Origin of the sequence: Faecalibacterium hattorii (genome assembly GCF_003287455.1) — a bacterium.
Taxonomy (GTDB): Bacteria; Bacillota; Clostridia; order Oscillospirales; family Ruminococcaceae; genus Faecalibacterium; species Faecalibacterium hattorii.
In genome coordinates this window covers 13,447-38,953 of sequence record NZ_PRLC01000015.1, presented here as the reverse complement: position 1 = coordinate 38,953, position 25,507 = coordinate 13,447, and the positions used below count along the sequence as shown (strand labels likewise).

Below are 25,507 nucleotides of genomic sequence, written 5' to 3'. Positions count from 1 at the left end.
CAAAAATTTCTCCCTGTTTCGGCCACTGGCCGCGGTCGAAATTTTAGCCTTTCACACCACCCAGCGCCACGCCGCGGACGATGAACTTCGAGAGCAGCAGGTAGACGATGATGACGGGCAGGATCGCGATGGCGACCATCATGTAAACTTTGCCCATATCGAACTTCAGGAAGTCCGCGCTGCGCAGCTGTGCGATCAGGATGGGCAGGGTCTTTTTGTCGGCGGAGTCCAGAACCAGAGCGGGGATGAAGTAGTTGTTCCAGCTGGACACGAAGGCGAAGATGGCTTGAACGGCCAGCGCCGGCTTCATGATGGGGAGCACGATCTTGTTGAAGGTGTAGAACTCACCGGCACCGTCGATGCGGGCCGCTTCCACGATCTCCATCGGCAGGCTTGCGTCGAGGTACTGCTTCATGAAGAAGAAGACCGCCGGTGCTGCGATGCTGGGGATGATGAGGGGCAGGAAGGAGTTCTTCAGGCCCATCTTGGTGATGAGCTGCAGGAAACCCAGTGCGGAGACCTGCGTGGGCATCGTCATGATGAGCAGGATGATGGCGAAAGCGGCTTTCTTGAACCGGAAGTTATAGGCGTAGATGCCGTAAGCCGTCAGGGCCGAGAAATACACGCTGAGGGCCGCCGAGCAGGCCGAGACGATGAGGCTGTTGCGCACACCGGTCAGCACCGGGATGTTCGCGTCGTTCAGCACGTTTTTCAGGTTGGTCATCAGAGATTTGCCCGGAAGCAGCGAGAAGCCTTTCTGGATCTCGAAGTGGGTGCGGGTGGAATTGACGATCAGCACGTAGAAGAAGAACAGGCACAGAAAGCTGATGAGGACCAGTGCGATATAGCAGCCAGTACGGCGGGCAGCCAGTGTGGCTTTTTCCGACTTTGTCTTAGCAGTGTTTGCCATTACTTCTTTCCTCCCTTCAAAGCCTTGCGCTCCGCTTTACTGCGGCCGTCGTCTTCCTTGGTCAGGCTCATGTAAACGATGACGCACAGCACCGCGCAGACGAGGAACAGCACCACGGAAACGGCACCGGCCATGCCGTAGTTCTTACTGAACAGATGGTTGTTCAGGTACATGATCATGGTGGTGGAGGTACGGTCCGGGCCGCCCTTGCCGTTGGTCAGGATCTGCGGCACATCGAACATCTGCAAGCCGCCGATCATCGAGGTGATCATGACGTAGACGAGGATGGGGCGGATGAGGGGGATGGTGATCTTCCAGAACATCTGGTTCGGGGTGCAGCCGTCCAGCTCGGCGGCCTCATACAGGGTGGGATCCACGCCCATGATGGCGGCCATCAGCATGATGGTGGTGTTGCCGAACCACATCAGGAAGTTCATCAGGCCGATCAGCCCGCGGTTGCCCCAGACGGTGTTCAGGAAGCTGAACGGCTGCTTCAGGATGCCCATGCCGACCAGCACCGCATTGACGGGGCCGTTGTCAGAGAAGAGGGCAAAAAACAGCATGGCGAAGGCCGAGGCCATGATCAGGTTGGGCATGTAGATGACCGTCTTGAAGAAGGTCTGGCCCTTCAGCTTCAGGCGAAGGTCGGTGAACCACGCCGCCAGCAGCAGGGAGACTGCGATCTGCGGGATGAACCCGATGATCCAGAGCAGCAGGGTGTTGCCGAAATACTTCGGCAGGTCTGTTGCAAAGAGGGTCATGTAATTCTTCAAGCCCACGAAACTGGGTCCGATGACCTTCAGGCCGCTGCGGTAATACTCAAAGAAGCTGTAATAAATGGTGGATGCCAGAGGGATCAGCTGAAATACCGCGAAGATGATGAAGAACGGCGCAATGAAGATGTAGCCCCATTTCGCGTAGCTGATCGACCCTTTCTTATTCGTTTTTTCTCCCATGTGACTGCCTCCTGACGGTTTTTCAGGAAAAAAAGGGGCGGGCGAGACACAGCGTCCGGCCCGCCCCCTTTATTTCAGTTGTTTATGAGGTCGTCCCAACTCTTATGCGGGCCAGACAACATCGGTCAGCTCAGGATACTTCTCCTTGATGGCAGTCTCGAAGTTCGCCTTTGCGGTGTCCTCATCGACGTTGCCGGTGAAGTAATCCTTGAAGGCGTTCTGGAAGCTCTCGTTCAGGCCCTGATCGTAAGGACCGGCGTTGGACATATCGATCTTGGTTGCAGCTTCTGCAAACAGAGCGATGTGGTTCTGGCCGCCGAGGAAGTCGGACTTATAATCGCTGTTGGCGATCTCGTTCATGGCCTTCTCGTTGTTGGTGTAGTCCTGCGTGTCGAGGGTGATCTGCTTCATGATGGCTTCATCGCAGGTCAGCTTCTGCATGACGTCCTTGATGGTCTCGATGTTATCGGAACCTGCTGCGCCGCAGATCCAAGTGCCGCCCCAGTAATAGGGCTGAGGGCCTTCGCAGACTGCGTAGTCGCCGTAGATGCCGTTGCCGACTTCTTCCTTGCCGCCCTCGGCGGTAGGCGTTGCCAGAGAGTTGCCCAGCAGGGTGAAGTTGATGCCCCAAGTGGAGTAGAAGAAGCCGAAGACCTTACCGGTGGGGCCCTGATCGGATGCCCACTGAGAGTCCCACAGGCTCGACTGGTTGTTGTAGCCCTTGTCGGTGTACTCCTTGGTCTGATCGACCCACTTCATGATGTTCTCATCGACGGTGACGGTGGTGCCGCTGACCCAAGGTGCTGCGACGTTGTTGGAGAAGGTGCGGTATGCGTCATCGAAGCCGGACAGCATCTTGTAGCCCTTTGCGGCTGCCTGTGCGGCGACATCGTTGAACTTATCCCAGTCGGACAGGTAGGTCTGCACTTCGGTGGGATCATCGGTGCCCAGAACATCCTTGGCGATGCTGCGGCGGTATGCGAACAGGCCCGGCGTTGCCTGCCAAGTGGTGCCGCGCTGGCTGCCATCGACGGTAACGATGTCCTTGGTGTACTGATACTGGCCAGCCAGATCGGAATCGGTCAGGCCGATGTCCTTCTTGACATCCAGAACGTAATCGGAATCGACGTACTTCAGGGCGTAGTCGGCCTCGATCAGGAAGATATCGATCTTATCATCATCGGCTGCGGAGTCCTGATTCAGCAGGGCCTCGTCCAGCTTGTTCTGATAGTTGTTGTTCTCGTTGGCGTTGATGGTCCACTTGACGACGGTGCCATCCTTCAGGGTGGTGGTGGACTTATCCGCGGCGACCTCGGAGACTTCGGGATAATAGTCGTTGAAGCGGCCTTGGAACTCATCGTTCCAGCACCAGATGTTCAGGACCTTGCCCTCAGCGGCTGCGGACTCAGAAGCTGCAGCAGAAGAAGCGGCAGTGGAGGATGCGGTGGAGCCTGCGGTAGAAGAAGAGCTGCCGCCGCATGCGGAGAGCGCTGCGGTCACTGCGACTGCACCAGAAGCCAACAGGAAATTACGACGCGAAATCTTTCTCATAATGAAAAACCTCCTTCAATGGTTTTCTCGTTCATCCTAAATCCATTTTTTCTAAACTCCGGTCCGCCCGGAGCTTGGGAACTAAATTTGAGGCGGCCGGCCTACCGAGCTGCCATCCAGCAGCTTGCCGGTCACGAGGAGCTGTTCGGCCAGCGTCACACGCGGGTGCTCGACCATCTGCACCAGCTTATCCGCTGCGGTGCGTCCCAGCATCATGGTGTTCTGCTGGTAGGTCACCAGCTTGGGGCTCATGACGCGGGAGAGGTAGATGCCGTCGTAGCCCATCACGGAGATGTCCTGCGGGATATGCAGCCCTGCCTGCTGGATGGCGTTGTAGCCGCCCATGGCGGAGAAGTCATCCGGGAAGATGATGCAGGTGGGCCGCTGCGGCAGAGCCAGCAGGGCTTTGGTCTCCTGTGCGCAGCGGGCGGCGTCATGGTAGATGCCCTCCCGCACATACGCATCGGGAACTTCCAGCCCCAGCTCATCGCAGCTCTTGTAGAAGCCCGCGAGGCGGTTCTCGGTGACGGCGGTGCGCTCGCCGTGGATAAAAGCGATGCGGCGGTGGCCTTGGGCGTATGCCGTCCGAACCAGAGCCGACAGGCCCATAACGTTATCGGACAGGACCGCCATCCGGTTGTTGAACACATGGTCGATGGTGACGACCGGCACATCGCTGTTCACCAGCTCGATGACCTGCGGATCGTTGAAGTCCACACAGGCGATCACGGCTCCATCCACCCCGCGGTAGTGGCAATGCTCTAGGTAGGTCATCGTCCTGCCGCCGAGGTTGCGGTTGATAAAAGTGATATCGTAGCCCAATTGTTCGACCCGGACTTTGAAGCTGTCCAGCACAGCGGAGAAATACTCGTGTGCCAAGCCGCTCTGCTGTTCGTCCACGAACAGGACGCCGATGTTGTAAGTACGGTTGGTCTTCATGGAGCGGGCCGCCATGTTTGGTACATAGCCCATCCGGCGGGCCGCCTCCCGAACACGGGCGCGGGTGGCTTCGGAGATATCGGGCTGGCCGTTGAGCGCCTTGCTCACCGTTGCCACCGAGACCCCGCATTCCTGCGCCAGATCTTTCAGGGATGACATTTCGTCGTCCTCCTCTCAGGAACCGGTTGGCTCTGAACGAATCCTAAATCGTTTTCGCAACTTCAATATAGCGCATTCCGTACCAAAAATCAAGTTCAAAATCAAAAGTTTTGTGCTAAACAGAGTCATTTTGGCGGTTTGCTCGATTGTGCCGGGTTCAAATTATGCAGTTTGCTCCATTTTCGGTCAGTTTCGCTGTTTTTCGAATGAAATTTCGTTCCGATGTTTCGTCAATGGGCGAAGCAAAGGCTGGATTTTTATAATTACTTTATATATGGGAAATTTCTTTCCTGATTTGCTGCTTTGGGCGGTTTTGGCTTCGTCTCCCTCTCCACCGAATTTTTGCTGCCCCTCCTGCTTTATGAGAAAAAAGCGCGTTGCTTCCTTCAAAATAATTACAAAATTCTTACAAGCCGACCAAAGAGCGTGTTTCGTCGGGTGTGTTGTATATTTCATAAACCCCCTTGCATTTCGGCGCGGAATCGACTATGCTTAAAGCAGCGCAATCGTTCTCTTTCTCTTTGCGGCGCGTTCTCAATCGTTTTCGCTTTTCTGATGGTTGCAGCGCGTTTCCTGTTTTCAGCAAAGGAGGAACAGATCTTATGAAATTCGGACATTTTGATGATGCACACCGGGAATACGTGATCGACACCCCGCGCACGCCCCTGCCGTGGATCAACTATCTGGGCAGCGAGGACTTCTTCAGCCTCGTGTCCAACACCGGCGGCGGCTACAGCTTTTATCGGGATGCTCGGCTGCGCCGCATCACCCGCTACCGCTACAACAACTCCCCGCTGGACATGGACGGCCACCGCATCTACATCAACGACGGCGGCACGATCTGGAACCCCGGCTGGCAGCCCACCAAGACGGAGCTGGATTCCTACAGCTGCCGCCACGGCCTCGGCTACACCATCCTGACCGGTGAGAAGAACGGCATCCGCGCCCAGCAGGAGCTGTTCGTGCCCCGCGGCGATGCGTGCGAGATCGACCGCCTGACGCTGGAGAACAAGACGGACGCCCCCCGCACGCTGGATGTGTTCAGCTATGTGGAGTTCTGCCTGTGGGACGCCATGGACGACAGCTCCAACTTCCAGCGCAACTTCTCCACCGGCGAGGTGGAGGTGGTGGGCAGCGCTATCTACCACAAGACCGAGTACCGCGAGCGCCGCGACCACTACGCTGTGTTCTGGGCCAACACTCCGGTCACCAGCTTCGACACCAGCCGCGACGCTTTCTGCGGCGTGTACGGCGGCCCGGCAGAACCCGAAGCTGTCAAGGCAGGGCACTGCTCCAACAGCGTGGCCCACGGCTGGGCCCCCGTCGGCGCCCACCACTTCCACCTCACGCTGGAAGCTGGGGAGACGAAGACCATCCTCTTCGGGCTGGGCTACATCGAGAACCCGGTGGCCGAAAAGTTCACCGCCCCCGGCGTCATCAACAAGGCCCGCGCCGAGGCCATGATAGCCCGCTACGCCACCGACGCGCAGGTGGACGAGGCCCGCAAGGCGCTGGCAGCCCACTGGGACGACCTGCTGTCCGCTCTGCAGCTGGACTCCGGCGACGAAAAGCTGGACCGGATGGTGAACCTGTGGCACCAGTATCAGTGCATGGTCACCTTCAACATGAGCCGCTCGGCCAGCTACTACGAGAGCGGCATCGGCCGCGGCATGGGCTTCCGCGATTCCTGCCAAGACCTGCTGGGCTTCGTGCACATGATCCCCGAACGCGCCCGCAGCCGCATCCTCGATATCGCTGCCACCCAGTTTGAGGACGGCAGCGCCTACCACCAGTACCAGCCCCTGACCAAAAAGGGCAACCGGGACGTGGGCACCGGCTTCAACGATGACCCGCTGTGGCTGATCGCGGGCACCGCCGCTTATCTGCGCGAGACCGGCGACTACAGCATCCTCGACGAGTCCGTGGCCTTTGACAACGACGAGAGCAAGGCTCAGCCGCTGATGGAACATCTGCGCCGCAGCTTCAACTTCACCCGCACCCACCTCGGCCCCCACGGTCTGCCCCTCATCGGCCGCGCCGACTGGAATGACTGCCTGAACCTGAACTGCTTCTCCGAGCATCCGGGCGAGAGCTTCCAGATCACCGGCCCCAGCGAAGGCCCTGTGGCAGAGAGCGTTTTCATCGCCGGTATGTTCGTCAAGTACGGCGAGGAATACGCCGACCTGTGCGGCCACCGGGGCCTCCCGGACGAAGCCGCCGACGCCCGCGCCGCCATTGCGCAGGTGGAACAGGCCGCGCTGACCGCCGGCTGGGACGGTGCATGGTTCCGCCGCGCCTACGACGCCTTCGGCAAGCCCGTCGGCAGCAAGGAATGCGACGAGGGTCAGATCTTCATCGAGCCGCAGGGCATGTGCGTCATGGCGGGCATCGGCAAGGAGACCGGTCAGGCGGAACAGGCCCTCAAGAGCGTGGAAGAGCGGCTGGATACCAAGTACGGCGTGGTGCTGCTGCAGCCTGCCTACACCACCTACCGCCTCAACCTTGGTGAGATCTCCAGCTATCCTCCGGGATACAAGGAGAACGCGGGCATCTTCTGCCACAACAACCCGTGGATCAGCTGCGCCGAGACCGTCCTCGGCCACGGCGACCGGGCCTTTGAGGTCTACAAGAAGACCTGCCCCGCCTACATCGAGGACATCTCCGACATCCACCGCACCGAACCCTACGTCTACAGCCAGATGGTCGCGGGCAAGGACGCCCCCACCTTCGGCGAGGCGAAGAACAGTTGGCTGACCGGCACCGCTGCGTGGACCTTCTTCAACGTGAGCCAGTACATCCTCGGCGTGCAGCCTACGCTGGACGGCCTGAAGATCGACCCCTGCATTCCCCACACTCTGCCCGGCTTCACGGTCACCCGCCGGTATCGCGGTGCCGTGTACCACATCCGGGTCGAGAACCCCGCTGCCGTGCAGAAGGGCGTGAAGCGCGTCACCGTCAACGGCAAGACCATTGAGGGCAATGTCCTGCCCCTCGCCCCTGCCGGAGAGACCGTGGAGGTCACCGTCGTGATGGGGTAAGCGCACCCACCGGAACCTGAAAGGATTGAATCCCCGACGAGATGCAAAAAACGACCAGAACCGCAAAATGGTTCTGGTCGTTTTTTATATGTCATACTGTTTGTAAAGCGTCTCCCATACGCTTTCGTGGTCTGCCCACTGCGTGTTGGGATCTGCCGCCTGCTGTTTTGCTTTGGCCAGCTCTTCGGCAACATACCGCTGGTGCAGGAACTCCTCGTACTTGGCATAGTCCTCGTTCAAAAAATGCTCTGCTTGTTTCAGTACGTCACGGATTGAATCGAACGTCAGTTTTTCCAGCGCTTCTTCAAAGGGAAGCCACTCTATTTCCCTCACCTCGTCCTCTTGAACCATTACCCTTGTACTGTCCGCACACGCCAAAAAGAAAACTACCGTTTTTGAACAATCCCTATAGGGGCTATACTCTATCGTTTGTCGGAATCCTTCTACAAACTTCACCTCAAGGCCGGTTTCCTCCCGAATCTCTCGCGCGGCGGTTTGATGTTCGGACTCGTTTTCCTCAACATGGCCCTTGCAAAAGGAAGTATGGCCTTTCTGCATGATTTCAACAAGGTAAAGCCGTTTTCCATTTACTACAGTATAGATCACCGCACCACAGCTTTTTTCGTAGTTCATTCAAATAAGCTCCTTGTAAAAATCCTGACCACCGACTTGTACCCGGTATTCTTCTCCCGACTTGTGTCACCAGCGGTGACACAAATTCTCAGAACTCCAGCCGCATCTGGTGCCACACGACGTTGCCGTGGGTAGATTTATCGGACACGCCCTCGTCGCGGAAGCCGAATTGGGCGTAGTACGGAAGGAGGCGCTCCTTGCAGGTCAGCACCAGCCCTTTGCGGTGCTGCTGTCTGGCGTCGTCGATGGCGCGGCGGAGCAGCTGGCCGGCATAGCCGTGCTTGCGGTATTCCGGCAGGGTGTTGACCCCAAAGATCATCTGCCACGCGCCGTCCTCGCTGTGCATGGCGGCATTCTCGTACATCTCATCGGTCAGGTCGGCTTCGTCCGTCACGAAACCATCCACGAAGGAGATCAGCTTGTCCCCCTCGTACAGGAGCCAGAAATGGTTCCCGTAGTACCGGACCCGCTCGACGAACTCCTGCGCAGTGGCAGCTTCCGCCGGTGGGAAGCACTCTGCCTCAACGGCGGTCAGCGCCGCGATATCCTCTGTTCCTGCGGTTCGAATCTCCATAATGTTCCTCCAAAGTTTTTATTATTCCTCTTCGTCCAGCGCCCAGTGGTAGGAGCAGCGGACGGCCTTGTTCCAGCCCTTGATCCGCTTGGCCCGCTCCTCGGCGGTGATCTGCGGCAAGAAGGTGCGATCCACCGACCAATTCTTCACGACCTCGTCCGTGGAGCTCCAATAGCCCACAGCAAGGCCCGCAAGGTAGGCCGCGCCAAGAGCCGTGGTCTCCACGCAGCAGGGACGCTCCACGGGCAGGTTACTGATGTCGGCCATGGTCTGCATCAGGTAGTTGTTGGCGCACGCGCCGCCGTCCACTTTGAGAGCCTTCATGGCGATGCCGGAGTCGGCCTCCATGGCGTGCAGGACATCGTTGACCTGATAGCACAGGCTGTCCAGCGTGGCGCGGATGATGTGGTTTTTGTTGCAGCCACGGGTCAGGCCCACGATGGTGCCGCGGGCATACTGATCCCAGTGGGGCGCGCCGAGGCCGGTGAAGGCGGGCACGACGTAGCAGCCGTTGGTGTCCTTGACCTTCTGGGCCATGTACTCGGAGTCGCGGGCATCTTCCAGCAGCCGCAGCTCGTCCCGCAGCCACTGGATCGCGGCACCGGCCACGAAGATCGAACCTTCCAGCGCATAATTCACGCTGCCGTTGCCGCCGCACGCGATGGTGGTGACGAGGCCGTTCTGCGAGATGACCGGCGTTTTGCCGGTGTTCATCAAAAGAAAGCCGCCGGTGCCGAAGGTGTTCTTCGCTTCGCCCGCCGAAAAGCAGGTCTGGCCGAAGAGGGCGGCCTGCTGGTCGCCCGCCGCGCCTGCAATTTTGATGCCCGCGCCGAAGTGCATAGGGTCGGCCTCGGCGTAGAAACAACTGGAGGGCATGGGCGTGGGCAGCATTTGGCGCGGGATGTTCAGCTCCCGCAGGATCTCCTCATCCCACTCCAGCGTGTGAATGTTGAAGAGCATGGTGCGGCTGGCGTTGGTGTAATCGGTGACGTGGACCCGGCCGCAGGTCAGCTTCCAGATGAGCCACGTTTCCACGGTGCCGAAGAGCAGCCGCCCGGCTTCGGCCTTGGCGCGGGCACCGGGGACATTGTCGAGGATCCACTTCAGCTTGGTGGCCGAGAAGTAGGCGTCGATGACGAGGCCGGTCTTTTCCCGGAATTTTTCGGTCAGGCCGCGGGCCTTCAGCTCGTCGCAGTAGGCGCTGGTGCGGCGGCACTGCCAGACGATCGCATGGTAGACCGGCTCACCGGTCTCCTTGTCCCAGACGATCGTGGTCTCGCGCTGGTTAGTGATGCCGATGGCCGCGATATCCGCCGCGCCGGCCCCGATCTGGTTCATGGCCGAAAGGGCCACGCCCAGCTGGGTGGTCCAGATCTCGTTGGCGTCATGCTCCACCCAGCCGGGCTTCGGAAAATACTGGGTGAACTCCTTCTGGGCCACGCTGCACATCTCGCCCGCTTGGTTGAACAGGATGCAGCGGTTTGAGGTAGTCCCGGCATCCAGTGCCATGATATACTTCATAGAAACGTTCCTTTCTTACACCAGACTGCGGCAGATGCCCACCGCCAGCCCTTCCACGGCCATCTCGTCCAACTGGGTGCCCGCGTAGACCATGGGCGGGCAGACAGCGGGATTTTCCGCGATGAGCTGAACGACGTCGCCGCTGCGGTAGAAGTGCTTGAGGGTGGCTTCGTCCCCGATGCGGACGGCCGCGATCTGGCCGGACTCCACCTCCGGCTGGCGACGGATGCAGACGATGTCGCCGTCGCAGATGCGGGGGGCCATGCTGTCGCCGTGGCACTCAAGGGCAAAATCTGCCCGCCACGCCGCCGGGACGCCGATGTACTCCTTGATGTTCTCCTCCGCCAGAATGGGGGTGCCGCAAGCGATGGAACCCACCAGCGGCACATTGGTCATCTGGGGCAGCGGCTCGAACCCCGCCGGAATGGTGCCGGGCGCTTCGACGCCGGTGATGGGCACATCGTACCCCATCAGCCACGATACCGAGACGCCCAGCGCCCCGGCAAGGGCGTACACGGCCTCCTGCTTGCCTTCCCAGTCGCCTTTGAGATACCGCGAAATGCTCGATTTGGAGACGCCCGACCGGATCGAGAGTTCCGTCTGCGTCATGCTCTTCCGGTCCAGCCCGATCCGCAGCCGCTTGGAAAAGCTTTCGACCTTTTCTGCCATAATGGTTCCCATCCTTTCTGTTGCTTCTGCGTTTATTATAGCGCACTCGTTGAGGGAATGCAATGTTTTTTCTATAAAATGGCGAAATCTCAAATTTTTGCTTGACAACCGTGCGTTGTTGCAGTATACTGGCATCACAATCGTTGAGGTTCAGCAATCGGAGGCGGGACTGCAGGGCCTGATGCCGCTGGCTCTGCACAGCACCGCCTCCCTGCGCGATCCCACGGCGGCGCTGCGTAAGCCAAATTTTTATGGCAGCTTTTCCGACGCATCCGATCTTTTTTGCAGCGTTCCGTTTTCGCAAAGCCAAGGGCTGCGGTGCCATCTGTGCCGCAGCCCTTGGCTTTAACAAACCCCCGTCTGCTGTGTGAAAACAGAGCCGACGGGGGTCGTTTGCTGTACGGCCCCTATTTTAAAAGGAAGCAACCTGTGTCAGAATTGTAAAATCTAAAACTTTTTAACTATTTGTCTTGACTTATCCAACGATTTCGTTATAATGGTCGTGTTCGCAAGAAACATCAATCTTTTTAGATAACAATATTTATCAATCAAAAAGGAGAACACTACCATGACGTTTGAAGAAATGAAGAAGATCGTTGTCGATACCCTGAACTGCGAGGAGGACAAGGTGACCATGGAGGCCAGCCTGACCGAGGACCTCGAAGCCGACAGCTTGGACGCGGTGGAGCTGAACATGGCTCTGGAAGACGCCTGTGGAGTGTCCATCCCCGACGAGGAGCTGGCAAACCTCAAGACCGTGGGCGACATCTACAACTACATCACCGCACATATCTGAGGCAGAGAACCATGAACGATATCCGAGATCTCTTCCCCGGCCGGATGCGGGAGCGCACCTTCCAGCTCAAGGCCAAGCGGGACGCCGGGGCCGTCTGGCACGAGCCGCAGTTCGTAGAGTGCAAGCAGTGCGGCCGCCGCGCTGCCCGCACCCTGTGGGCGAAAAGCTTGTACGTCTGCCCCAACTGCGGCTATCACATGCCCATCGGCGGGTACTACCGGCTCAGCTTGGTGCTGGACCACGGCAGCTTCCGGGAACTGGATGCTGACCTTGCCCCGCAGGATGTGCTGGATTTCCCCGGCTACGGCGAGAAACTTTCCGCCGCCCAGAACAAGACCGGGCTGCGTGAGGCCGCCGTCACGGCGGCAGGGCGCATCGGCGGGGTGGCCTGTGTGGCCGCCGTGCTGGACAGCCGGTTCTTCATGGGCAGCATGAGCACGGCGGTGGGCGAAAAGATCACCCGCGCCGTGGAGTACGCCGCGGCCAAGCGGCTCCCTCTGGTCATCTTTTCGGCCAGCGGCGGAGCCCGGATGCAGGAGGGCATTTTCAGCCTGATGCAGATGGCCAAGACGTCCGCCGCCATCCAGCGCTTTTCGGCCAAGGGCGGGCTGTACGTCAGCGTGCTCACCCACCCCACCACCGGCGGCGTCACCGCCAGCTTCGCCAGCCTCGGCGACATCATGCTGGCCGAGCCGGGAGCCCTCATCGGCTTTGCCGGGCCCCGTGTCATTGAACAGACCATCGGCGAAAAGCTGCCCGCCGGGTTCCAGCGCAGCGAGTTCCAGATGGAGCACGGCTTCGTGGATCAGGTCGTGCCCCGCAGCCAGCTGCGGGATACGCTGATCCAAGTCTTGCAGCTCCATGCAGGAGGAAAACACGAATGATCAAGGAAATTTTAGAGCAGCTGGCCCCGCTGGACGCCCAGATCGCCGCGCTGAAAGGCAACGGCAATGACATGGACGCCCTGACGGCCCACGCTTCGGAACTGGCCGAGCTGGCCGTGGAGGAGGACGAGATCCTTCGCACCTGTGGCCCGCTGACGGCGGAAGACCGGGTCTTTTTGGCCCGGCACCCGGAGCGCCCCCACATCGACGAGATCATTTCCGCCCTGTTCACCGATTTCTTCGAGCAGCGGGGCGACCGCCAGTGCAAGGAAGACCCCGCCATTCTGGGCGGCGTGGCCCGGTTCCACGGGATGCCCGTGACCGTCATCGGCCACCGGAAGGGCTCCACGCTGGACGAGAATCTGGCCTGTAACTTCGGGATGCCGGGGCCGGAGGGCTACCGCAAGGCCCTGCGGCTGATGAAACAGGCTGAAAAGTTCGGCCGCCCCATCCTCACCTTCATCGACACGCCGGGCGCATACCCCGGCAAGGACGCCGAGGAGCGGGGTCAGGGCGAGGCCATTGCCCGGAATCTGATGGAAATGAGCGGCCTGACCGTGCCGGTCCTTGCCGTCGTCACCGGCGAAGGCTCTTCCGGCGGCGCACTGGCGCTGGGCGTGGCCAACCACATCCTGATGCTGGAAAATGCGGTCTACTCTGTCCTCAGCCCCGAAGGCTTTGCCAGCATCCTGTGGAAGGACGCTTCCCGCAGCGGCGAAGCCTGTGAGATGATGAAGCTGACGGCGCAGGATCTGTACCGGGGCGGCATCGTGGAAGAGGTCATCCCGGAGCCGGTGGGCGGGGCCCAGCGCAGCCATGCAGCTCTGTTCGAGCGGCTGGACGCCGCTTTGCGGATGCACCTGAAAGAGCTCTGCCGGATGAGCGAAAAACAGCTTGCCGACCAGCGCTACAAAAAATATCGCCAGATCGGAGAAACGAGGAACGCATGAACGGTTTACTACTGACCGCCACCGGCGGGGCCCTGCCCGGCCGCACGGTCACCAACGACGAGCTGAGCCAGATGGTTGACACCAGCGATGCGTGGATCGAAAGCCGCACCGGCATCCGCACCCGGCACTGGTGCACGGCGGAAGAATCGGCCGCCACGCTGGCCATTGCCGCCGCCCGTCAGGCGCTGGAACGCAGCGGCCTCTCCCCTTCTGATATCTCCTGCTGCGTCTGCGCCACCCTCTCCGCCCCGGACGCCACCCCCAGCGTGGCCTGTCAGGTGCAGGCGGCGCTGGGTCTGCCGGAGGACCGGCCCGCGCTGGATATCAACGCGGCCTGCTCCGGCTTTTTGTACGGCATGGCCGTGGCGCGGGGGCTGCTGGAAACGCTGGGCGGGCAGTACGCCCTTGTCATCGGGTGCGAGGCTCTCTCCCGCCTGATGGACCCCGCCGACCGCTCCACCTGCGTCCTCTTCGGCGACGGGGCCGGAGCCGCCATTTTCCGGCTGGCTGACACCCCCTTCGCCCTGACGCTGGGCGCACGGGGCAGCGATGTCCTCCACGCCGGAGGGCCGGACCGGAACGGCTCCGCCCCCATCACGATGGATGGCCGGGCGGTCTTCCGCTTTGCAGTGGAGACCCTGCCCAAGTGCCTCCACGCGGTGCTGGACGAAACGCAGCTCACCCTCGGCGATCTGTCGTGGGTGGTCTGCCATCAGGCCAACAGCCGGATCATCGACCACTGCGTGAAAGCGCTGAACGCCGACCCGGCCAAGTTCTACAAGAACATGGATCGCCACGGCAACACCAGCGCCGCCAGCATCCCGGTGGCCCTCAACGAGCTGGCCGAGCGCGGACTTCTGCCCGCCGGGCAGCCGCTGGCCTGTATCGGTTTCGGCGGCGGCCTGACATGGGGCGGCGCGATTTTTCAGTATAGAGAGTGAATATGAAATTGTTGAACGAAATTCTGGGGACGAAGTACCCCATCATTCAGGGCGGCATGGCCAACATCGCCACCGGCGAGTTTGCCGCCGCCTGTTCCAATGCAGGAGCACTGGGCCTCATCGGCGCGGGCGGCATGAACGCCGACACCCTGCGCCAAAATATCCGCCGCTGCAAGGAGCTGACCGACAAGCCCTTCGGCGTGAACATCATGCTGATGCACCCACAGGCCGATGAATTTGCCAAGATCGTGGTGGAGGAAGGCGTCCAAGTCGTCACCACCGGTGCGGGCAACCCCGGCAAATATGTGCCCATGTGGAAAGCCGCGGGCATCAAGGTGATCCCCGTGGTGGCCGCAGCCGTGCTGGCCAAGCACTTGGAGCCGCTGGGCATCGACGCCGTCATTGCCGAGGGCACCGAGAGCGGCGGCCACGTGGGCGAAATGACTACCATGGCGCTGGTGCCGCAGGTGGTGGACGCTGTGAAGGTGCCCGTCATTGCGGCGGGCGGCATCGCCGACGGACGGCAGCTTGCCGCCGCGCTGGCGCTGGGGGCTTGCGGCGTGCAGGTAGGCACCTGCCTCCTCGTGAGCGAGGAGTGCCCCATCCACGAGAACTACAAAGCCGCCCTGCTCAAGGCTAAGGACAGCGACACCATCGTGACCGGCCGCATCGGCGGCTCCCCCGTCCGGGTGCTGAAGAACCGGATGAGCCGGGAATACGTCCGGCAGGAAAAGGCCGGGGTCGATAAAATGGAACTGGAAAAGTACACGCTGGGCAGTCTGCGCCGGGCCGTCTTTGAGGGCGACACCGCCACCGGCAGCCTGATGGCCGGGCAGGTGGCCGGGATGCTCCACGAGGTGCGCCCCGTGGCCGACATTCTGGCCGACCTGTGGGACGGCGGGAGGCAGCGCATCGCCGCGCTGAGCGACGAATGCTGACCCTCGGCAAAAAGACCCTGTCCGTGCCCATCCTGCAGGGCGGCATGGGCGTTGGGGTCTCCCTCGGCGGGCTGGCCGGTGCCGTGGCCGCGTGCGGCGGCATGGGCTGTATCTCCACCGCCGACGCGGGCTACCGGGAGCCGGACTTTGCCCGCGACCCGGCAGCCGCCAACCACCGCGCACTGGCGGCAGAGATCCGAAAAGCGAAGGAAATCGCCCATGGCGCGGGCATGGTGGCCATCAACGCCATGGTAGCTACGCAGGACTACGCCGCCGCCATCCGCACCGCTGTGGAAGCGGGGGTGGACGCGGTGGTCTCCGGCGCGGGGCTCCCGCTGGAACTGCCCGGCCTTGTGAACACGCCGGACGTTGCCATTGCGCCCATCGTTTCCAGCGGAAGAGCGGCAAAGCTCATCCTGCGCCGCTGGGCCAAGGCCTTTGGCCGCACCGCAGACTTTGTGGTCATCGAGGGCTGCAAGGCGGGCGGACACCTCGGCTTTGCCGAGGAAGAACTGCTGGCCGGGACCTGCCAGCCCCTCGACACCATCCTGCCGGAAGTTCTGGCCGAGGTGAAGCCCTTTGCGGCCCAGTTCGGCCACCCCATCCCCGTTTTCGTGGCGGGCGGCGTTTACACCGGGGCCGACATGGCCCACTTCACCAAGCTGGGTGCGGCTGGAGTCCAGCTTGCCACCCGCTTCATCCCCACCTACGAGTGCGACGCCTCCCAAGGCTACAAGGACGTTCTGCTGAACGCCAGCGCTGAGGATGTGCGGATCATCCACAGCCCGGTGGGGATGCCGGGGCGGGCGCTGAACACCCCGCTGGTGCAGGCACTGGCGGAAGGCAGACGCTTCCCGCCGAAGCGCTGCGCCCGCTGCCTGAAGAGCTGCGACCCCGCCAAGGTGCCCTACTGCATCACCCACGCCCTCATTGAGGCCGTGAAGGGCAACGTGGAGGAAGGACTCTTCTTCTGCGGGGCCAATGTGGGGCAGTTGGACCGGATGCGCAGTGTCCGGGAGCTGATGGACGAACTTGTGACCGAATGGAGGCACAACCTATGAAACTTGCCGTTTTGTATGCCGGTCAGGGTGCCCAGCACCCCGGCATGGGCAGAGAATTTTACGAAGACTTTCCCGCTTTCCGGGCGGCCTTCGACAGCGCAGCGCTGGAGTTCGACCTGCACCGCGTCTGCTTCGAGGACCCGGACGGCGTTCTGAACCAGACCGAATACACCCAGCCCTGCATGGTGGCCTTTGCGTGCGGCGTCAGCGCCGTGCTGGCCGAAAAAGGCGTACAGCCCTCCTATGTTGCCGGGCTCTCTCTCGGCGAATACTCCGCGCTGGAAGCCGCCGGGGTGTTCACCGCGAAACAGGCCATCGAGCTGGCCGCTTATCGTGGCAAAGCCATGGCCGACGCGGCCAAGGGCATCGACTGCGGGATGACCGCCGTGCTAAACCTTGACCGGGATGCCCTCACCGTCTGCTGCGAAGAGGCGTCGGCGCTGGGCTGTGTGCAGATCTGCAACTACAACTGTCCGGGTCAGCTCGTCATCGGCGGCGAGAAGGCGGCCGTGGACAAAGCCGCTGAATTGGCAAAGGCCGCCGGTGCCCGCCGCTGCATCCCGCTCAAGGTCAGCGGCCCCTTTCACACCCGCCTCATGGCCCCTGCCGGGGACGCGCTGGCTAAGCGGTTCGAGACGGAGGCCTTCGGCGAAATGCAGGTGCCGGTGCTCTTCAACTGCCTTGGCCGCGAAATGCCCGACGGCAGCAGCATCCCCGCCCTGCTGGTGAAGCAGGTGCAGAGCAGCGTTTACATGGAGGACACCCTCCGCCGCTTGGGGCAGCTTGGGGTAGATCACATTCTGGAAGTCGGGCCGGGCAACGCCCTTTCCGGCTTTGTGAAAAAGACCCTGCCCGGCGTCGTCTGCGCATCGGTGGAGACCCCAGCGCAGTTGGATGCGGTGCTGACCGCATGGAAGGAAGAACAATGAGCGAAGAAAAAATCGTCCGCACTGCCATTGTCACCGGCGGCAGCCGGGGCATCGGCCGGGCCGTCTGCATTGCGCTGGCAAAGCAGGGCTGCAACGTTGTCGTGAACTACTGCCACGGCGAAGCAGCCGCCGCCGAGACTGCGGCCCTCTGCAAAGCGGAAGGTGCAAACGCCGTAGCCGTACAGGCCGATGTGGCCAGCGCCGCAGACTGCAAGCGGCTCTTTGACGAAGCAGCCGCCGCCTTTGGCCGGGTGGATATCCTTGTGAACAACGCGGGCATCACCCGCGACAACCTGATCTTACGGATGAGCGAGGAGGACTTCGACGCGGTGCTGAACGCGAACCTGAAGGGCGCGTTCCTCTGCTGCAAGGAAGCCGCCCGCCGGATGGTGCGCCAGCGGTATGGCCGCATCGTGAACCTTTCCAGCGTCGTGGCTCTGCGGGGCAACGCCGGACAAGCCAACTACGCCGCCAGCAAGGCGGGGCTCCTCGGCCTGACCAAGAGTCTGGCGCGGGAACTGGCCAGCCGGAACGTGACCGTCAACGCGGTGGCTCCCGGCTTCATCGAGACGGACATGACCGCCGCCCTGCCGGAAGCCGTCCGCACCGAAATGGCAAAAGGCATCCCGCTGGGCCGGCCGGGCAATCCGGAGGACGTGGCAAACGCCGTGGCGTTCTTCGCCGCAGAACAAAGCAGCTATCTCACCGGGCAGGTGCTCTGTGCAGACGGCGGCATGGCAATGTAAAAGGAGAAACTTCTCATGGAAAAACGCAGAGTCGTGATCACCGGCCTCGGCACCGTAAACCCGCTTGGCACCAGCGTTTCTGCCAGCTGGGACGCCGCGAAGGCAGGCAAATGCGGCATCGGCCCCATCACCCAATTCGACACCACCGATTTCAAGTGCAAGCTGGCGGGCGAAGTGAAGGATTTTGACCCGGAGACCGTCGTGGACAAAAAAGAAGCCCGCAAGATGGCCCGCTTCACCCTGCTGGCGCTGGCCGCCGCCGCCGAAGCTCTCGCCGACAGCGGCCTCGACACCGAAGCAGATGCCAAGACCACCGGCGTCATCCTTTCCAGCGGCATCGGCGGGCTGCCCACCATCGAGGAGCAGCACACCCGCGGCGAGGAAAAGGGGATGGAAAAGGTCAGCCCCTATTTCGTGCCCATGTCCATCGCCAACATGGCAGCGGCACAGATCGCCATCCGCTTTGGTTTGAAAGGCATCTGCACCTGCCCGGTCACCGCCTGTGCGGGCGGCACCAACGCCGTGGGCGACGCCTTCCACCGCATCCGCGACGGCTACGAGACCGCCATGGTCTGCGGCGGTGCGGAAAGCTGCATCAGCCCCTTGGGCATCGGCGGCTTTACCAGCATGAAGGCCCTTTCCACGTCCACTGACCCGGACGCAGCCAGCCTCCCCTTCGATGCGCGGCGCGGCGGCTTCGTCATGGGCGAGGGCAGCGGCGTGCTGGTTCTGGAAGAGCTGGATCACGCCAAGGCACGCGGTGCCAAGATCTACGCGGAAGTCGTGGGCTACGGTGCCAACTGCGATGCCTACCACTTCACCGCCCCGGCCCCCGGCGGCGCAGGAGCCATCGACTGCATGAAGCTGACGCTGGCCGATGCGGGCATCGCCCCGGAGCAGGTGGATCACATCAACGCCCACGGCACCGGCACCCACATGAACGATTCCTGTGAGACGGCCGCCATCCACGCGGTCTTCGGGGAACACGCAAAGCAGCTCACCGTGGTCAGCACCAAGAGCATGACCGGGCATCTGCTGGGCGGCGCGGGCGGCGTGGAGGCGGTGTTCACCGCGCTGGCCCTGCGGGATCAGTTCGCCCCGCCCACCATCCACTACCAGCAGCCTGACCCGGAGTGCGACCTTGATTATGTGCCCAATGTAGGCCGTGCACAGGCCATGACCTACGCTTTGAGCAACAGCCTCGGCTTTGGCGGGCACAACGCCTGCATCGCCCTGCGCAGATGGGAGGGCTGACCATGGCAGAACCCCGCACCGTGCGGGAGAACGCGAACGCGCTGGACAGCGCACAGATCGCCGCCCTCCTGCCCCACCGCTATCCCTTCGCCCTCGTGGACCGCATCCTCGACTACGAGCCGGGCCGCTGGGCCATCGGCCGCAAGTGCGTTTCCCGCAACGAGGAATTTTTCAACGGCCACTTCCCCGGCCACCCGGTCATGCCCGGTGTGCTCATCCTCGAAGCGCTGGCCCAGACCGGCGCCGTGGCGGTCCTCTCCCTGCCCGAAAACAAGGGCAAGCTGGCCCTCTTCGGCGGCATCAAGAACGCCCGCTTCCGCAGACAAGTCATCCCCGGCGACGTGCTCACCCTCCACTGCGAATTGGTGGAACAGCACGGCCCGGTCGGCGTCGGCAAGGCGTCGGCTTATGTGGACGGCAAATGTGCCGCTACGGCGGAATTGACCTTTGTGGTGGGGGAAGCGTAAAATTCTCCCTCAAAACACGTTCTATCATGCAAAAAGGCAGGATACCACCGCCACGGTGATACCCTGCCTTTTGTGTTATTTTCTGCTCAAAATTTCGTCGCCGCCGGAGTTCGAGTTTCTAATTTTCCACACACGGACTTACGAACGAGAATGCACCCAAAAAGAGTCACCAACCAAAGTTGGTGACTCGTGTTTGGTGGAGCATACACAGCAGATCAATCAGCTGTACTCTGCAGATGATAGAAACAAAACTGCCGATCTTAATCCCATCCGCGACCTGTTGGATAAGCGGCAGGAGCTTTCTGACCAAATCGAGCAGATGGAACAGGAGAAAACAGCCATCGAGCAGCAGGTCAAGCTACAAATGCAGGATGCTGCCTATGGCACAGCACCGGGCTATAAGGTGTCGTGGGTATCCTCCGAAAGCAAGCGTGTGGATTCCCAACGTCTGCAGAAAGAACAGCCGGACATTTTCAACCAGTACAGCAAAAATGTAAGCAGCCGCAGATTCACCATCGTTCATGCGGCATAATTTTTGTGCGCCTATAGGCACACAAAATTCGTGATTCAGCTATTTTTATTTAATATAAAAGCACAATACTGTTTACACAACAATAATTGTATGCTAAGATAAGAATATGAGGTGATGCACGATGGTTCTGCGCAAAAGTTATTTGGATAAGATCATTCCTTTTATCGATCAGGATCTGATCAAAGTTCTGGTTGGAATCCGGCGCTGTGGAAAAACAGTCCTTCTCGGTCAGATCAAGGACGTGCTCCTCCGGCGCAACATTCCCGCACAGAACATTATTCAGGCCAATTTTGAGTCCATGCGCTTCCGCAACACCCGTACTGCAGAAACGCTTTACGACTACATCGCAAAAAAAGCGGAAGGCTGCACCGGCAAAATCTATATTCTTCTGGATGAGATTCAGGAGGTGGAGCGCTGGCAGATTGCAATCAATTCTCTTCGTGTCGATTTCGATTGTGATATTTACCTGACTGGCTCCAATTCCAAGCTGCTTTCCGGCGAACTGGCAACCTATCTTTCCGGACGATACATCCAGATTCAAGTTTTCCCCTTTTCGCTGGCCGAAGCAAAACAGCAATGCATTGAAAACGGAACCTATACTTCGGATGAAAAGCTCTTCGCAGACTATTTGAAGTACGGCGGTTTTCCGCAGCGTTTCTTCCTCCCTGACGATCATTCAATCACCACCTATCTGGACGATCTTTACGAGGCTATCATTGTCCGTGACATCATGCTGCGCCACAATATTCGCGAACAGACCGCATTACGTAATGTCCTTGCATTCCTGCTGGACAATATCGGCAATCCGTTTTCTGCCCGTAATATCAGTGGACGCATGGTTTCGGAAGGAATCAAGACAACCACTGCTACCGTACTGAACTACGTTGATTATTTCAAGGAAGCCTTTATCCTTCTGAATGCAAGCCGCTATGATATCAAAGGAAAAGCGCTCCTGTCCAGCACAGAAAAGTACTATGCAGTCGATCTTGGCCTACGGAACGTTATCAAGAAAAGCGAAAAACCTGACAGCAACAAGCTGTATGAGAACATCGTATATCTGGAAATGCGGAGCCGTGGCTATGAAGTTCAGGTCGGCAAGCTGGACGACACCGAAATTGATTTTATCTGCTACCGTGGAGATGAAAAGCTCTATATTCAGGTTGCTTACCTGATCACTCCCGCCGATGAAGAACGGGAGTTCGGTAATCTTGAGCGGCTGCACGACAACTATCCTAAGTATGTTATCAGTGGTGATTTGATGAATTTAAGCCGAAACGGAATCATTCATCAAAACATCATTGATTTTCTGCTCAATCCGTAATTTTCACATCATGGGGCACAACAGTTGACGCTGTTGTGCCCTTTTTTCTTTATCAGAATTGGAGGCATTCTTATGGAAAATCCATTCGTAAAATTATTTGCTATCGACTTCAAAGATCATCTGGAAGTCAAAAAGTCCGGCAACACGGAACTGAAATATGTAAGTTGGGCGTACGCTTGGGCAGAGGTGAAAAAGCTGTATCCTTCTGCCAGCTACGAAGTCAAGAAATTTAACGGCCTGCCCTATGTTTATGATCCCATAACCGGCTTCATGGTGTATACCACTGTCACGATTGAGGGCGTTTCGCACAAAATGTGGCTGCCTGTACTGGATGGCGCAAACAAAGCCATGAAAGCTGTGCCTTACACCTACACCACCACGAAATGGGACTACAATCCGCAGACCCGCCGCCGTGAAAAGATCGGCATGGAAGAACGTACCGTAGAAGCAGCCTCCATGTTCGATGTGAATAAAGCTATCATGCGGTGCTTGGTAAAGAACCTTGCTATGTTCGGCTTGGGTCTGTATGTCTACGCCGGAGAGGATTTGCCGGAGGATGCCGCACCGCAGCCGGAGGCAGAACCGCAAAAGCAGCCGAAGCCGAAATCCTCTACCCCGAAGCAGGAACAGCCGCCTGTGCCCTGCATCTGCGCTCGCTGCAACCAGCCCATCAAGAGGGTCAAGCTGAAGGACGGCTCCATCATGCAGGCGGCAGAGTTTGCAGCCACCCATGAGGGGATGTGCGCAGACTGCTATAAGGCAACCAGATTGAACGTAGCATAAGGCAAATGCTTGTAAATTTCACAGCCGTATGCTACTATAATAACAAGAGAAAAGAAGGTGATGGCATGGCGCAAAAGGATACATCTGAAAAAATTCTGGAATCCTATAACGATGTCTTTTCGGACATTGTGAATGTGCTTCTGTTCAACGGCAAACAAGTTCTGTCTGCGGATGAACTGGAAGATCAGGCTCCACGCTCCTACTACAAGGCAGATGGCAGGATTCGTGAGATCGAGCGAGATGTTGCCAAACGCTGGAAGAACGGAAATATTCGCGTGGCCTGTATCGGTTTTGAAAACCAGACCGCTTCTGACCCCAATATGCCGCTCCGTGTCATCGGTTACGATGGCGCAGAGTACCGGGCGCAGTTACTTGGTGATAGCGAAAATCTCTATCCCGTTGTGACGCTGGTACTCTACTTCGGCCATGATAAACCGTGGAACGGGCCGCTTTCCCTGAAAGAGCGACTGAACATTCCAAAAGAATTTGAGCCGTATGTCAACGACTATAAGATCAACTTGTTCCAGATCGCCTATCTGACCCACGAGCAGGTAGAGCTTTTCCAGAGCGATTTTAAGGTCGTGGCAGACTACTTTGTGCAGAAGCAGGAAAACGGCGACTACATTCCGAGTTCACAGGATTTGACCCATGTGCAGGAAACGCTTCAACTGCTGAGTATTATGACGAATGATAATCGGTTTGAGAAAGCGTATAATACCAATACCGATGGCCAGAAAGGAGGCCCACGCAATATGTGTGATGTGCTTGATAAAGTGGAAAACAAAGGAAAAGCTGAAGGTAAAATCGAAGGCAAGAATCAAATGGCACTTCTTGTTAAGAAGCTCCTCGATCAGAGCCGTATTGAAGATGTCAAGCGGGCTTCTGAAGACGAAACATACCGTGACAAGCTTATGAAAGAGCTTGGCATCAACTAAACTGTATATGACTTAGGGGGGAGCGTCTTCGGATGCTCTCCCTTTACTTTTGCAGGACAGTCCGCGTGGATTGTCCTGTTTTTATTTGGAGGCACACAGTGAAAGACGAAAAAATCAAAGTCCTTGCGCTCCTGCCAATGGAGCTGCCAAAGGAGATCGAACTGGACAACACCCTTGAAGCCATGCAGAACTTTGTAGGCGGGCTGATCGAATGCATCACATTGAGTGACACCGGTTCAGCGGTCACACTGGTCTGCAATGATGAAGGCAAGCTGCTTGGCCTGCCGCTCAATCGTCCGCTGTGGGATGGAGCCGATGTTCTTGCTGGGCCGGGATTTCTGGCCGGATGTGACAACGAAGGGAATCTGACTTCCCTGCCGCAGAGTACAATGGATTTCTACAAAGAGAAATTCAGAGCTTTTATCATTGAAATCTAAGGAGGACAGATTATGACCTTTAATGCAATGACCGAACACTACGAGGAGATTACAGTTTGCGGAAAGCCTGCGCTGTTCACCAGCATCCGCATCAAGAGAGATACCATTCCGGATGGTCTGTACGCCTACGATGTTCGGCATGATGACGAGTGCCGGGGCATCCCTTGTGAGATCGCGCCCTTTGTGATGGTCAACCACTGGGGCACCATTATTCTTGCGGAACCGCTGGAACTGCCGGATGATGGGCGGCGATATATTGACGAGGACACCGACTGGAACTACGCTCCTTTGGATGGCGAGGACACCGCCAATCACAAACCGTGCACTACCATTTCTGATTTTATGACTGCCTATGCCCACTAAAACTGTATTAAAAATACCGTATATTCTGTTTTGTATTAAAATCAGCCGTTTTCAGACCATTTCAAGGTGCAAAACACAGTCTTAAAAATGTCGCTCGTTATCTTTGAGCCAGAAAGGAGCACAATGAACATCTATGGCTATTGCCGCATCTCTACGGCAAAACAGAGCATTGACCGCCAAATCCGCAACATCAAGGCCGAGTACCCGACTGCCCACATCGTGCAGGAAGCCTACACTGGCACATCCATCTTTCGCCCGGAGTGGCTGAAGCTCTACCGGGTTCTGAAAGCAGGAGATACGGTGGTGTTCGATTCAGTGTCCCGGATGTCCAGAAATGCAGAAGAAGGTTTTACTCTGTACGATATCAGAGATCTGTACATCTATCGCCATATTTTTATCACGAAGATAAGCTGTATCGCACAGCCATTGGCTGGCGTGTCGTGGATGCCAACCTTGCATCTGTCCTGAAAGTCGAAGGACGCAAATCTCCGGAACGCGAGATTTTCACGGACGAACAGGTGACGCTGATCCTGAACCAAAAGGACACGCCCACCGGGCAGATGGTAATTGCTCTTCTGGCCTGCGGAGTGCGTATCTATGAGCTGCTGCACTTCAAACACGAAGATTTTCACCGCACGGAATCCGGTGCTTATCTGATCGGCGGCTGCAAGACCGAGGCCGGACGCAACCGCATCATTCCCATTCTCGACTTTGGCATTCCGGTTTTTGAACATGCGTATGCCACCTCTGTGAAAAACGGTCCGCTCTTTCCCAATGGAAAAGGCGGTTTCTGGAACGAAAAGAACTGGCGTAACCGCAAGTTCTATCCTTTCCTGGAGGAAATCGGCATCCAGCCGAATCCTTACAACGAAAATGGTAAGCGCAAGCCGGAGTTTACCGGGAAGCTCGCCACCTATACGCCCTACACCACCCGCCATACCTACGCCAGCCTTTGTGACCGCGCAGGCGTCAACAAGGATATCCTGAAACGCGCTGTCGGGCACACGCCCAAATCCAAAACGTTAGATGAAGTCTATCTCCATCCGAAAGCAACCCAGATGATCGAAGCCTTTGATAAGGCCAATCAGCTGGTCAATGATGAAGTTCTGACCACAACGAAGGCATAACAACTTCAAAGAGAAAAGCTGCCGATCCGTGAGAATTTTTCTCTCATGGATGGCAGCTTTCTTTTTTGTTTGCACAATCTGTGTCAGGTCTCA

The 25,507-nt window shown here is 58.7% G+C and carries 28 protein-coding genes and 1 pseudogene; 20 read left to right on the top strand and 9 right to left on the bottom strand.

The annotated features are described in order from the left end of the window. Positions 1–43: 43 nt before the first annotated feature. The 5 genes from C4N23_RS10685 to C4N23_RS10665 form a co-directional block, all read right to left on the bottom strand. Positions 44–910, bottom strand: coding sequence for a carbohydrate ABC transporter permease (locus tag C4N23_RS10685; protein WP_055190228.1), 867 nt, complete (start codon positions 908–910; stop codon positions 44–46). Next, complete coding sequence (locus C4N23_RS10680) at positions 910–1,866, bottom strand: carbohydrate ABC transporter permease (RefSeq protein WP_112145953.1); 957 nt, start codon at positions 1,864–1,866, stop codon at positions 910–912. Before C4N23_RS10680 ends, C4N23_RS10685 begins: the two co-directional genes overlap by 1 nt. Positions 1,867–1,968: 102 nt before the next feature. After that, positions 1,969–3,417, bottom strand: a complete 1,449-nt coding sequence (locus C4N23_RS10675; protein WP_097839682.1) for a twin-arginine translocation signal domain-containing protein — start codon at positions 3,415–3,417, stop codon at positions 1,969–1,971. Between the two features lie 81 nt (positions 3,418–3,498). Further along, positions 3,499–4,515 (bottom strand): LacI family DNA-binding transcriptional regulator, encoded by a 1,017-nt coding sequence (locus C4N23_RS10670; protein WP_097839683.1) that lies wholly within the window; start codon positions 4,513–4,515, stop codon positions 3,499–3,501. Between the two features lie 186 nt (positions 4,516–4,701). Further along, complete coding sequence (locus C4N23_RS10665; protein ID WP_112145951.1) at positions 4,702–4,971, bottom strand: hypothetical protein; 270 nt, start codon at positions 4,969–4,971, stop codon at positions 4,702–4,704. Positions 4,972–5,117: 146 nt separating this feature from the next. Between C4N23_RS10665 and C4N23_RS10660 the strand changes: the two genes are divergently transcribed. Next, positions 5,118–7,553 carry a glycoside hydrolase family 94 protein gene (locus tag C4N23_RS10660; protein WP_112145949.1) on the top strand — a complete coding sequence of 812 codons (2,436 nt, stop codon included), beginning with the start codon at positions 5,118–5,120 and terminating at the stop codon, positions 7,551–7,553. Between the two features lie 84 nt (positions 7,554–7,637). On the opposite strand, the gene C4N23_RS10655 is transcribed toward C4N23_RS10660, so the two are convergent. The 4 genes from C4N23_RS10655 to C4N23_RS10640 all read right to left on the bottom strand — a co-directional run bounded on the left by C4N23_RS10655 (position 7,638) and on the right by C4N23_RS10640 (position 10,950). Next, a complete protein-coding gene (locus tag C4N23_RS10655) occupies positions 7,638–8,186 on the bottom strand; it encodes a bis(5'-nucleosyl)-tetraphosphatase (protein ID WP_112145947.1) in 549 nt (182 codons plus the stop codon). Positions 8,187–8,274: 88 nt separating this feature from the next. Continuing rightward, positions 8,275–8,760 carry a GNAT family N-acetyltransferase gene (locus C4N23_RS10650; protein WP_112145945.1) on the bottom strand — a complete coding sequence of 162 codons (486 nt, stop codon included), beginning with the start codon at positions 8,758–8,760 and terminating at the stop codon, positions 8,275–8,277. Positions 8,761–8,781: 21 nt separating this feature from the next. Beyond that, a complete protein-coding gene (gene glpK / locus C4N23_RS10645) occupies positions 8,782–10,281 on the bottom strand; it encodes a glycerol kinase GlpK (protein ID WP_112145943.1) in 1,500 nt (499 codons plus the stop codon). Positions 10,282–10,296: 15 nt separating this feature from the next. Further along, the gene (locus C4N23_RS10640; RefSeq protein ID WP_055190213.1) at positions 10,297–10,950 is read right to left on the bottom strand and encodes a LexA family protein; all 654 of its coding nucleotides are present in this window, start codon (positions 10,948–10,950) and stop codon (positions 10,297–10,299) included. Positions 10,951–11,047: 97 nt separating this feature from the next. Between C4N23_RS10640 and C4N23_RS14080 the strand changes: the two genes are divergently transcribed. The 19 genes and pseudogenes from C4N23_RS14080 (at position 11,048) to C4N23_RS10545 (ending at position 25,414) form a co-directional block, all read left to right on the top strand. Further along, positions 11,048–11,299 (top strand): hypothetical protein, encoded by a 252-nt coding sequence (locus tag C4N23_RS14080; RefSeq protein WP_181567118.1) that lies wholly within the window; start codon positions 11,048–11,050, stop codon positions 11,297–11,299. 219 nt (positions 11,300–11,518) lie between these two features. Continuing rightward, positions 11,519–11,746: an acyl carrier protein gene (gene acpP, locus C4N23_RS10630; protein WP_055190211.1), complete on the top strand. Its 228-nt coding sequence runs from the start codon at positions 11,519–11,521 to the stop codon at positions 11,744–11,746. Positions 11,747–11,757: 11 nt separating this feature from the next. After that, a complete protein-coding gene (gene accD, locus C4N23_RS10625) occupies positions 11,758–12,630 on the top strand; it encodes an acetyl-CoA carboxylase, carboxyltransferase subunit beta (RefSeq protein WP_097839687.1) in 873 nt (290 codons plus the stop codon). Next, positions 12,627–13,580, top strand: a complete 954-nt coding sequence (locus tag C4N23_RS10620) for an acetyl-CoA carboxylase carboxyltransferase subunit alpha (RefSeq protein WP_112145939.1) — start codon at positions 12,627–12,629, stop codon at positions 13,578–13,580. The genes accD and C4N23_RS10620 overlap by 4 nt, the downstream gene beginning before the upstream one ends. Beyond that, positions 13,577–14,521, top strand: coding sequence for a beta-ketoacyl-ACP synthase 3 (locus C4N23_RS10615; protein WP_112145937.1), 945 nt, complete (start codon positions 13,577–13,579; stop codon positions 14,519–14,521). The genes C4N23_RS10620 and C4N23_RS10615 overlap by 4 nt, the downstream gene beginning before the upstream one ends. Before the next feature lie 2 nt (positions 14,522–14,523). Then, complete coding sequence (locus tag C4N23_RS10610; protein ID WP_112145935.1) at positions 14,524–15,459, top strand: DUF561 domain-containing protein; 936 nt, start codon at positions 14,524–14,526, stop codon at positions 15,457–15,459. Further along, complete coding sequence (locus tag C4N23_RS10605; protein WP_112145933.1) at positions 15,453–16,520, top strand: NAD(P)H-dependent flavin oxidoreductase; 1,068 nt, start codon at positions 15,453–15,455, stop codon at positions 16,518–16,520. The genes C4N23_RS10610 and C4N23_RS10605 overlap by 7 nt, the downstream gene beginning before the upstream one ends. Beyond that, the gene (locus C4N23_RS10600; RefSeq protein WP_112145931.1) at positions 16,517–17,449 is read left to right on the top strand and encodes an ACP S-malonyltransferase; all 933 of its coding nucleotides are present in this window, start codon (positions 16,517–16,519) and stop codon (positions 17,447–17,449) included. Before C4N23_RS10605 ends, C4N23_RS10600 begins: the two co-directional genes overlap by 4 nt. After that, entirely contained in the window at positions 17,446–18,195 is a 750-nt protein-coding gene (gene fabG, locus C4N23_RS10595) for a 3-oxoacyl-[acyl-carrier-protein] reductase (protein WP_112145929.1), read from the top strand. The genes C4N23_RS10600 and fabG overlap by 4 nt, the downstream gene beginning before the upstream one ends. A gap of 15 nt (positions 18,196–18,210) precedes the next feature. Next, positions 18,211–19,449, top strand: a complete 1,239-nt coding sequence (gene fabF / locus C4N23_RS10590) for a beta-ketoacyl-ACP synthase II (RefSeq protein ID WP_112145927.1) — start codon at positions 18,211–18,213, stop codon at positions 19,447–19,449. Positions 19,450–19,451: 2 nt separating this feature from the next. Further along, on the top strand, positions 19,452–19,916 hold the full coding sequence (gene fabZ / locus C4N23_RS10585; RefSeq protein ID WP_097839693.1) for a 3-hydroxyacyl-ACP dehydratase FabZ: 465 nt from the start codon (positions 19,452–19,454) through the stop codon (positions 19,914–19,916). A 70-nt stretch (positions 19,917–19,986) separates the two neighbouring features. Further along, complete coding sequence (locus C4N23_RS10580) at positions 19,987–20,448, top strand: hypothetical protein (protein WP_242983778.1); 462 nt, start codon at positions 19,987–19,989, stop codon at positions 20,446–20,448. A gap of 121 nt (positions 20,449–20,569) precedes the next feature. Continuing rightward, positions 20,570–21,769, top strand: coding sequence for an ATP-binding protein (locus tag C4N23_RS10575; protein ID WP_112145925.1), 1,200 nt, complete (start codon positions 20,570–20,572; stop codon positions 21,767–21,769). A gap of 72 nt (positions 21,770–21,841) precedes the next feature. Next, positions 21,842–22,552 carry a Sak single strand annealing protein gene (locus C4N23_RS10570; protein ID WP_112145923.1) on the top strand — a complete coding sequence of 237 codons (711 nt, stop codon included), beginning with the start codon at positions 21,842–21,844 and terminating at the stop codon, positions 22,550–22,552. Between the two features lie 65 nt (positions 22,553–22,617). Continuing rightward, complete coding sequence (locus C4N23_RS10565) at positions 22,618–23,487, top strand: Rpn family recombination-promoting nuclease/putative transposase (protein ID WP_097839713.1); 870 nt, start codon at positions 22,618–22,620, stop codon at positions 23,485–23,487. A gap of 98 nt (positions 23,488–23,585) precedes the next feature. Next, positions 23,586–23,924, top strand: a complete 339-nt coding sequence (locus C4N23_RS10560) for a DUF3846 domain-containing protein (protein WP_112145921.1) — start codon at positions 23,586–23,588, stop codon at positions 23,922–23,924. Positions 23,925–23,936: 12 nt separating this feature from the next. Continuing rightward, the gene (locus tag C4N23_RS10555; protein WP_112145919.1) at positions 23,937–24,287 is read left to right on the top strand and encodes an LPD28 domain-containing protein; all 351 of its coding nucleotides are present in this window, start codon (positions 23,937–23,939) and stop codon (positions 24,285–24,287) included. 87 nt (positions 24,288–24,374) lie between these two features. Then, positions 24,375–24,665 (top strand): annotated as a pseudogene (locus tag C4N23_RS10550) (recombinase family protein); the annotation flags it as partial. 62 nt (positions 24,666–24,727) lie between these two features. Beyond that, positions 24,728–25,414 carry a tyrosine-type recombinase/integrase gene (locus C4N23_RS10545; RefSeq protein WP_242983777.1) on the top strand — a complete coding sequence of 229 codons (687 nt, stop codon included), beginning with the start codon at positions 24,728–24,730 and terminating at the stop codon, positions 25,412–25,414. Positions 25,415–25,507: the final 93 nt, after the last annotated feature.

Coding starts and splice junctions, on each gene's coding strand:
- C4N23_RS10685 (WP_055190228.1), bottom strand. CDS start 910: ATGGCAAACACTGCTAAGACAAAGTCGGAAAAAGCCACACTGGCTGCC.
- C4N23_RS10680 (WP_112145953.1), bottom strand. CDS start 1,866: ATGGGAGAAAAAACGAATAAGAAAGGGTCGATCAGCTACGCGAAATGG.
- C4N23_RS10675 (WP_097839682.1), bottom strand. CDS start 3,417: ATGAGAAAGATTTCGCGTCGTAATTTCCTGTTGGCTTCTGGTGCAGTC.
- C4N23_RS10670 (WP_097839683.1), bottom strand. CDS start 4,515: ATGTCATCCCTGAAAGATCTGGCGCAGGAATGCGGGGTCTCGGTGGCA.
- C4N23_RS10665 (WP_112145951.1), bottom strand. CDS start 4,971: ATGAAATATACAACACACCCGACGAAACACGCTCTTTGGTCGGCTTGT.
- C4N23_RS10660 (WP_112145949.1), top strand. CDS start 5,118: ATGAAATTCGGACATTTTGATGATGCACACCGGGAATACGTGATCGAC.
- C4N23_RS10655 (WP_112145947.1), bottom strand. CDS start 8,186: ATGAACTACGAAAAAAGCTGTGGTGCGGTGATCTATACTGTAGTAAAT.
- C4N23_RS10650 (WP_112145945.1), bottom strand. CDS start 8,760: ATGGAGATTCGAACCGCAGGAACAGAGGATATCGCGGCGCTGACCGCC.
- glpK (WP_112145943.1), bottom strand. CDS start 10,281: ATGAAGTATATCATGGCACTGGATGCCGGGACTACCTCAAACCGCTGC.
- C4N23_RS10640 (WP_055190213.1), bottom strand. CDS start 10,950: ATGGCAGAAAAGGTCGAAAGCTTTTCCAAGCGGCTGCGGATCGGGCTG.
- acpP (WP_055190211.1), top strand. CDS start 11,519: ATGACGTTTGAAGAAATGAAGAAGATCGTTGTCGATACCCTGAACTGC.
- accD (WP_097839687.1), top strand. CDS start 11,758: ATGAACGATATCCGAGATCTCTTCCCCGGCCGGATGCGGGAGCGCACC.
- C4N23_RS10620 (WP_112145939.1), top strand. CDS start 12,627: ATGATCAAGGAAATTTTAGAGCAGCTGGCCCCGCTGGACGCCCAGATC.
- C4N23_RS10615 (WP_112145937.1), top strand. CDS start 13,577: ATGAACGGTTTACTACTGACCGCCACCGGCGGGGCCCTGCCCGGCCGC.
- C4N23_RS10610 (WP_112145935.1), top strand. CDS start 14,524: ATGAAATTGTTGAACGAAATTCTGGGGACGAAGTACCCCATCATTCAG.
- C4N23_RS10605 (WP_112145933.1), top strand. CDS start 15,453: ATGCTGACCCTCGGCAAAAAGACCCTGTCCGTGCCCATCCTGCAGGGC.
- C4N23_RS10600 (WP_112145931.1), top strand. CDS start 16,517: ATGAAACTTGCCGTTTTGTATGCCGGTCAGGGTGCCCAGCACCCCGGC.
- fabG (WP_112145929.1), top strand. CDS start 17,446: ATGAGCGAAGAAAAAATCGTCCGCACTGCCATTGTCACCGGCGGCAGC.
- fabF (WP_112145927.1), top strand. CDS start 18,211: ATGGAAAAACGCAGAGTCGTGATCACCGGCCTCGGCACCGTAAACCCG.
- fabZ (WP_097839693.1), top strand. CDS start 19,452: ATGGCAGAACCCCGCACCGTGCGGGAGAACGCGAACGCGCTGGACAGC.
- C4N23_RS10575 (WP_112145925.1), top strand. CDS start 20,570: ATGGTTCTGCGCAAAAGTTATTTGGATAAGATCATTCCTTTTATCGAT.
- C4N23_RS10570 (WP_112145923.1), top strand. CDS start 21,842: ATGGAAAATCCATTCGTAAAATTATTTGCTATCGACTTCAAAGATCAT.
- C4N23_RS10565 (WP_097839713.1), top strand. CDS start 22,618: ATGGCGCAAAAGGATACATCTGAAAAAATTCTGGAATCCTATAACGAT.
- C4N23_RS10555 (WP_112145919.1), top strand. CDS start 23,937: ATGACCTTTAATGCAATGACCGAACACTACGAGGAGATTACAGTTTGC.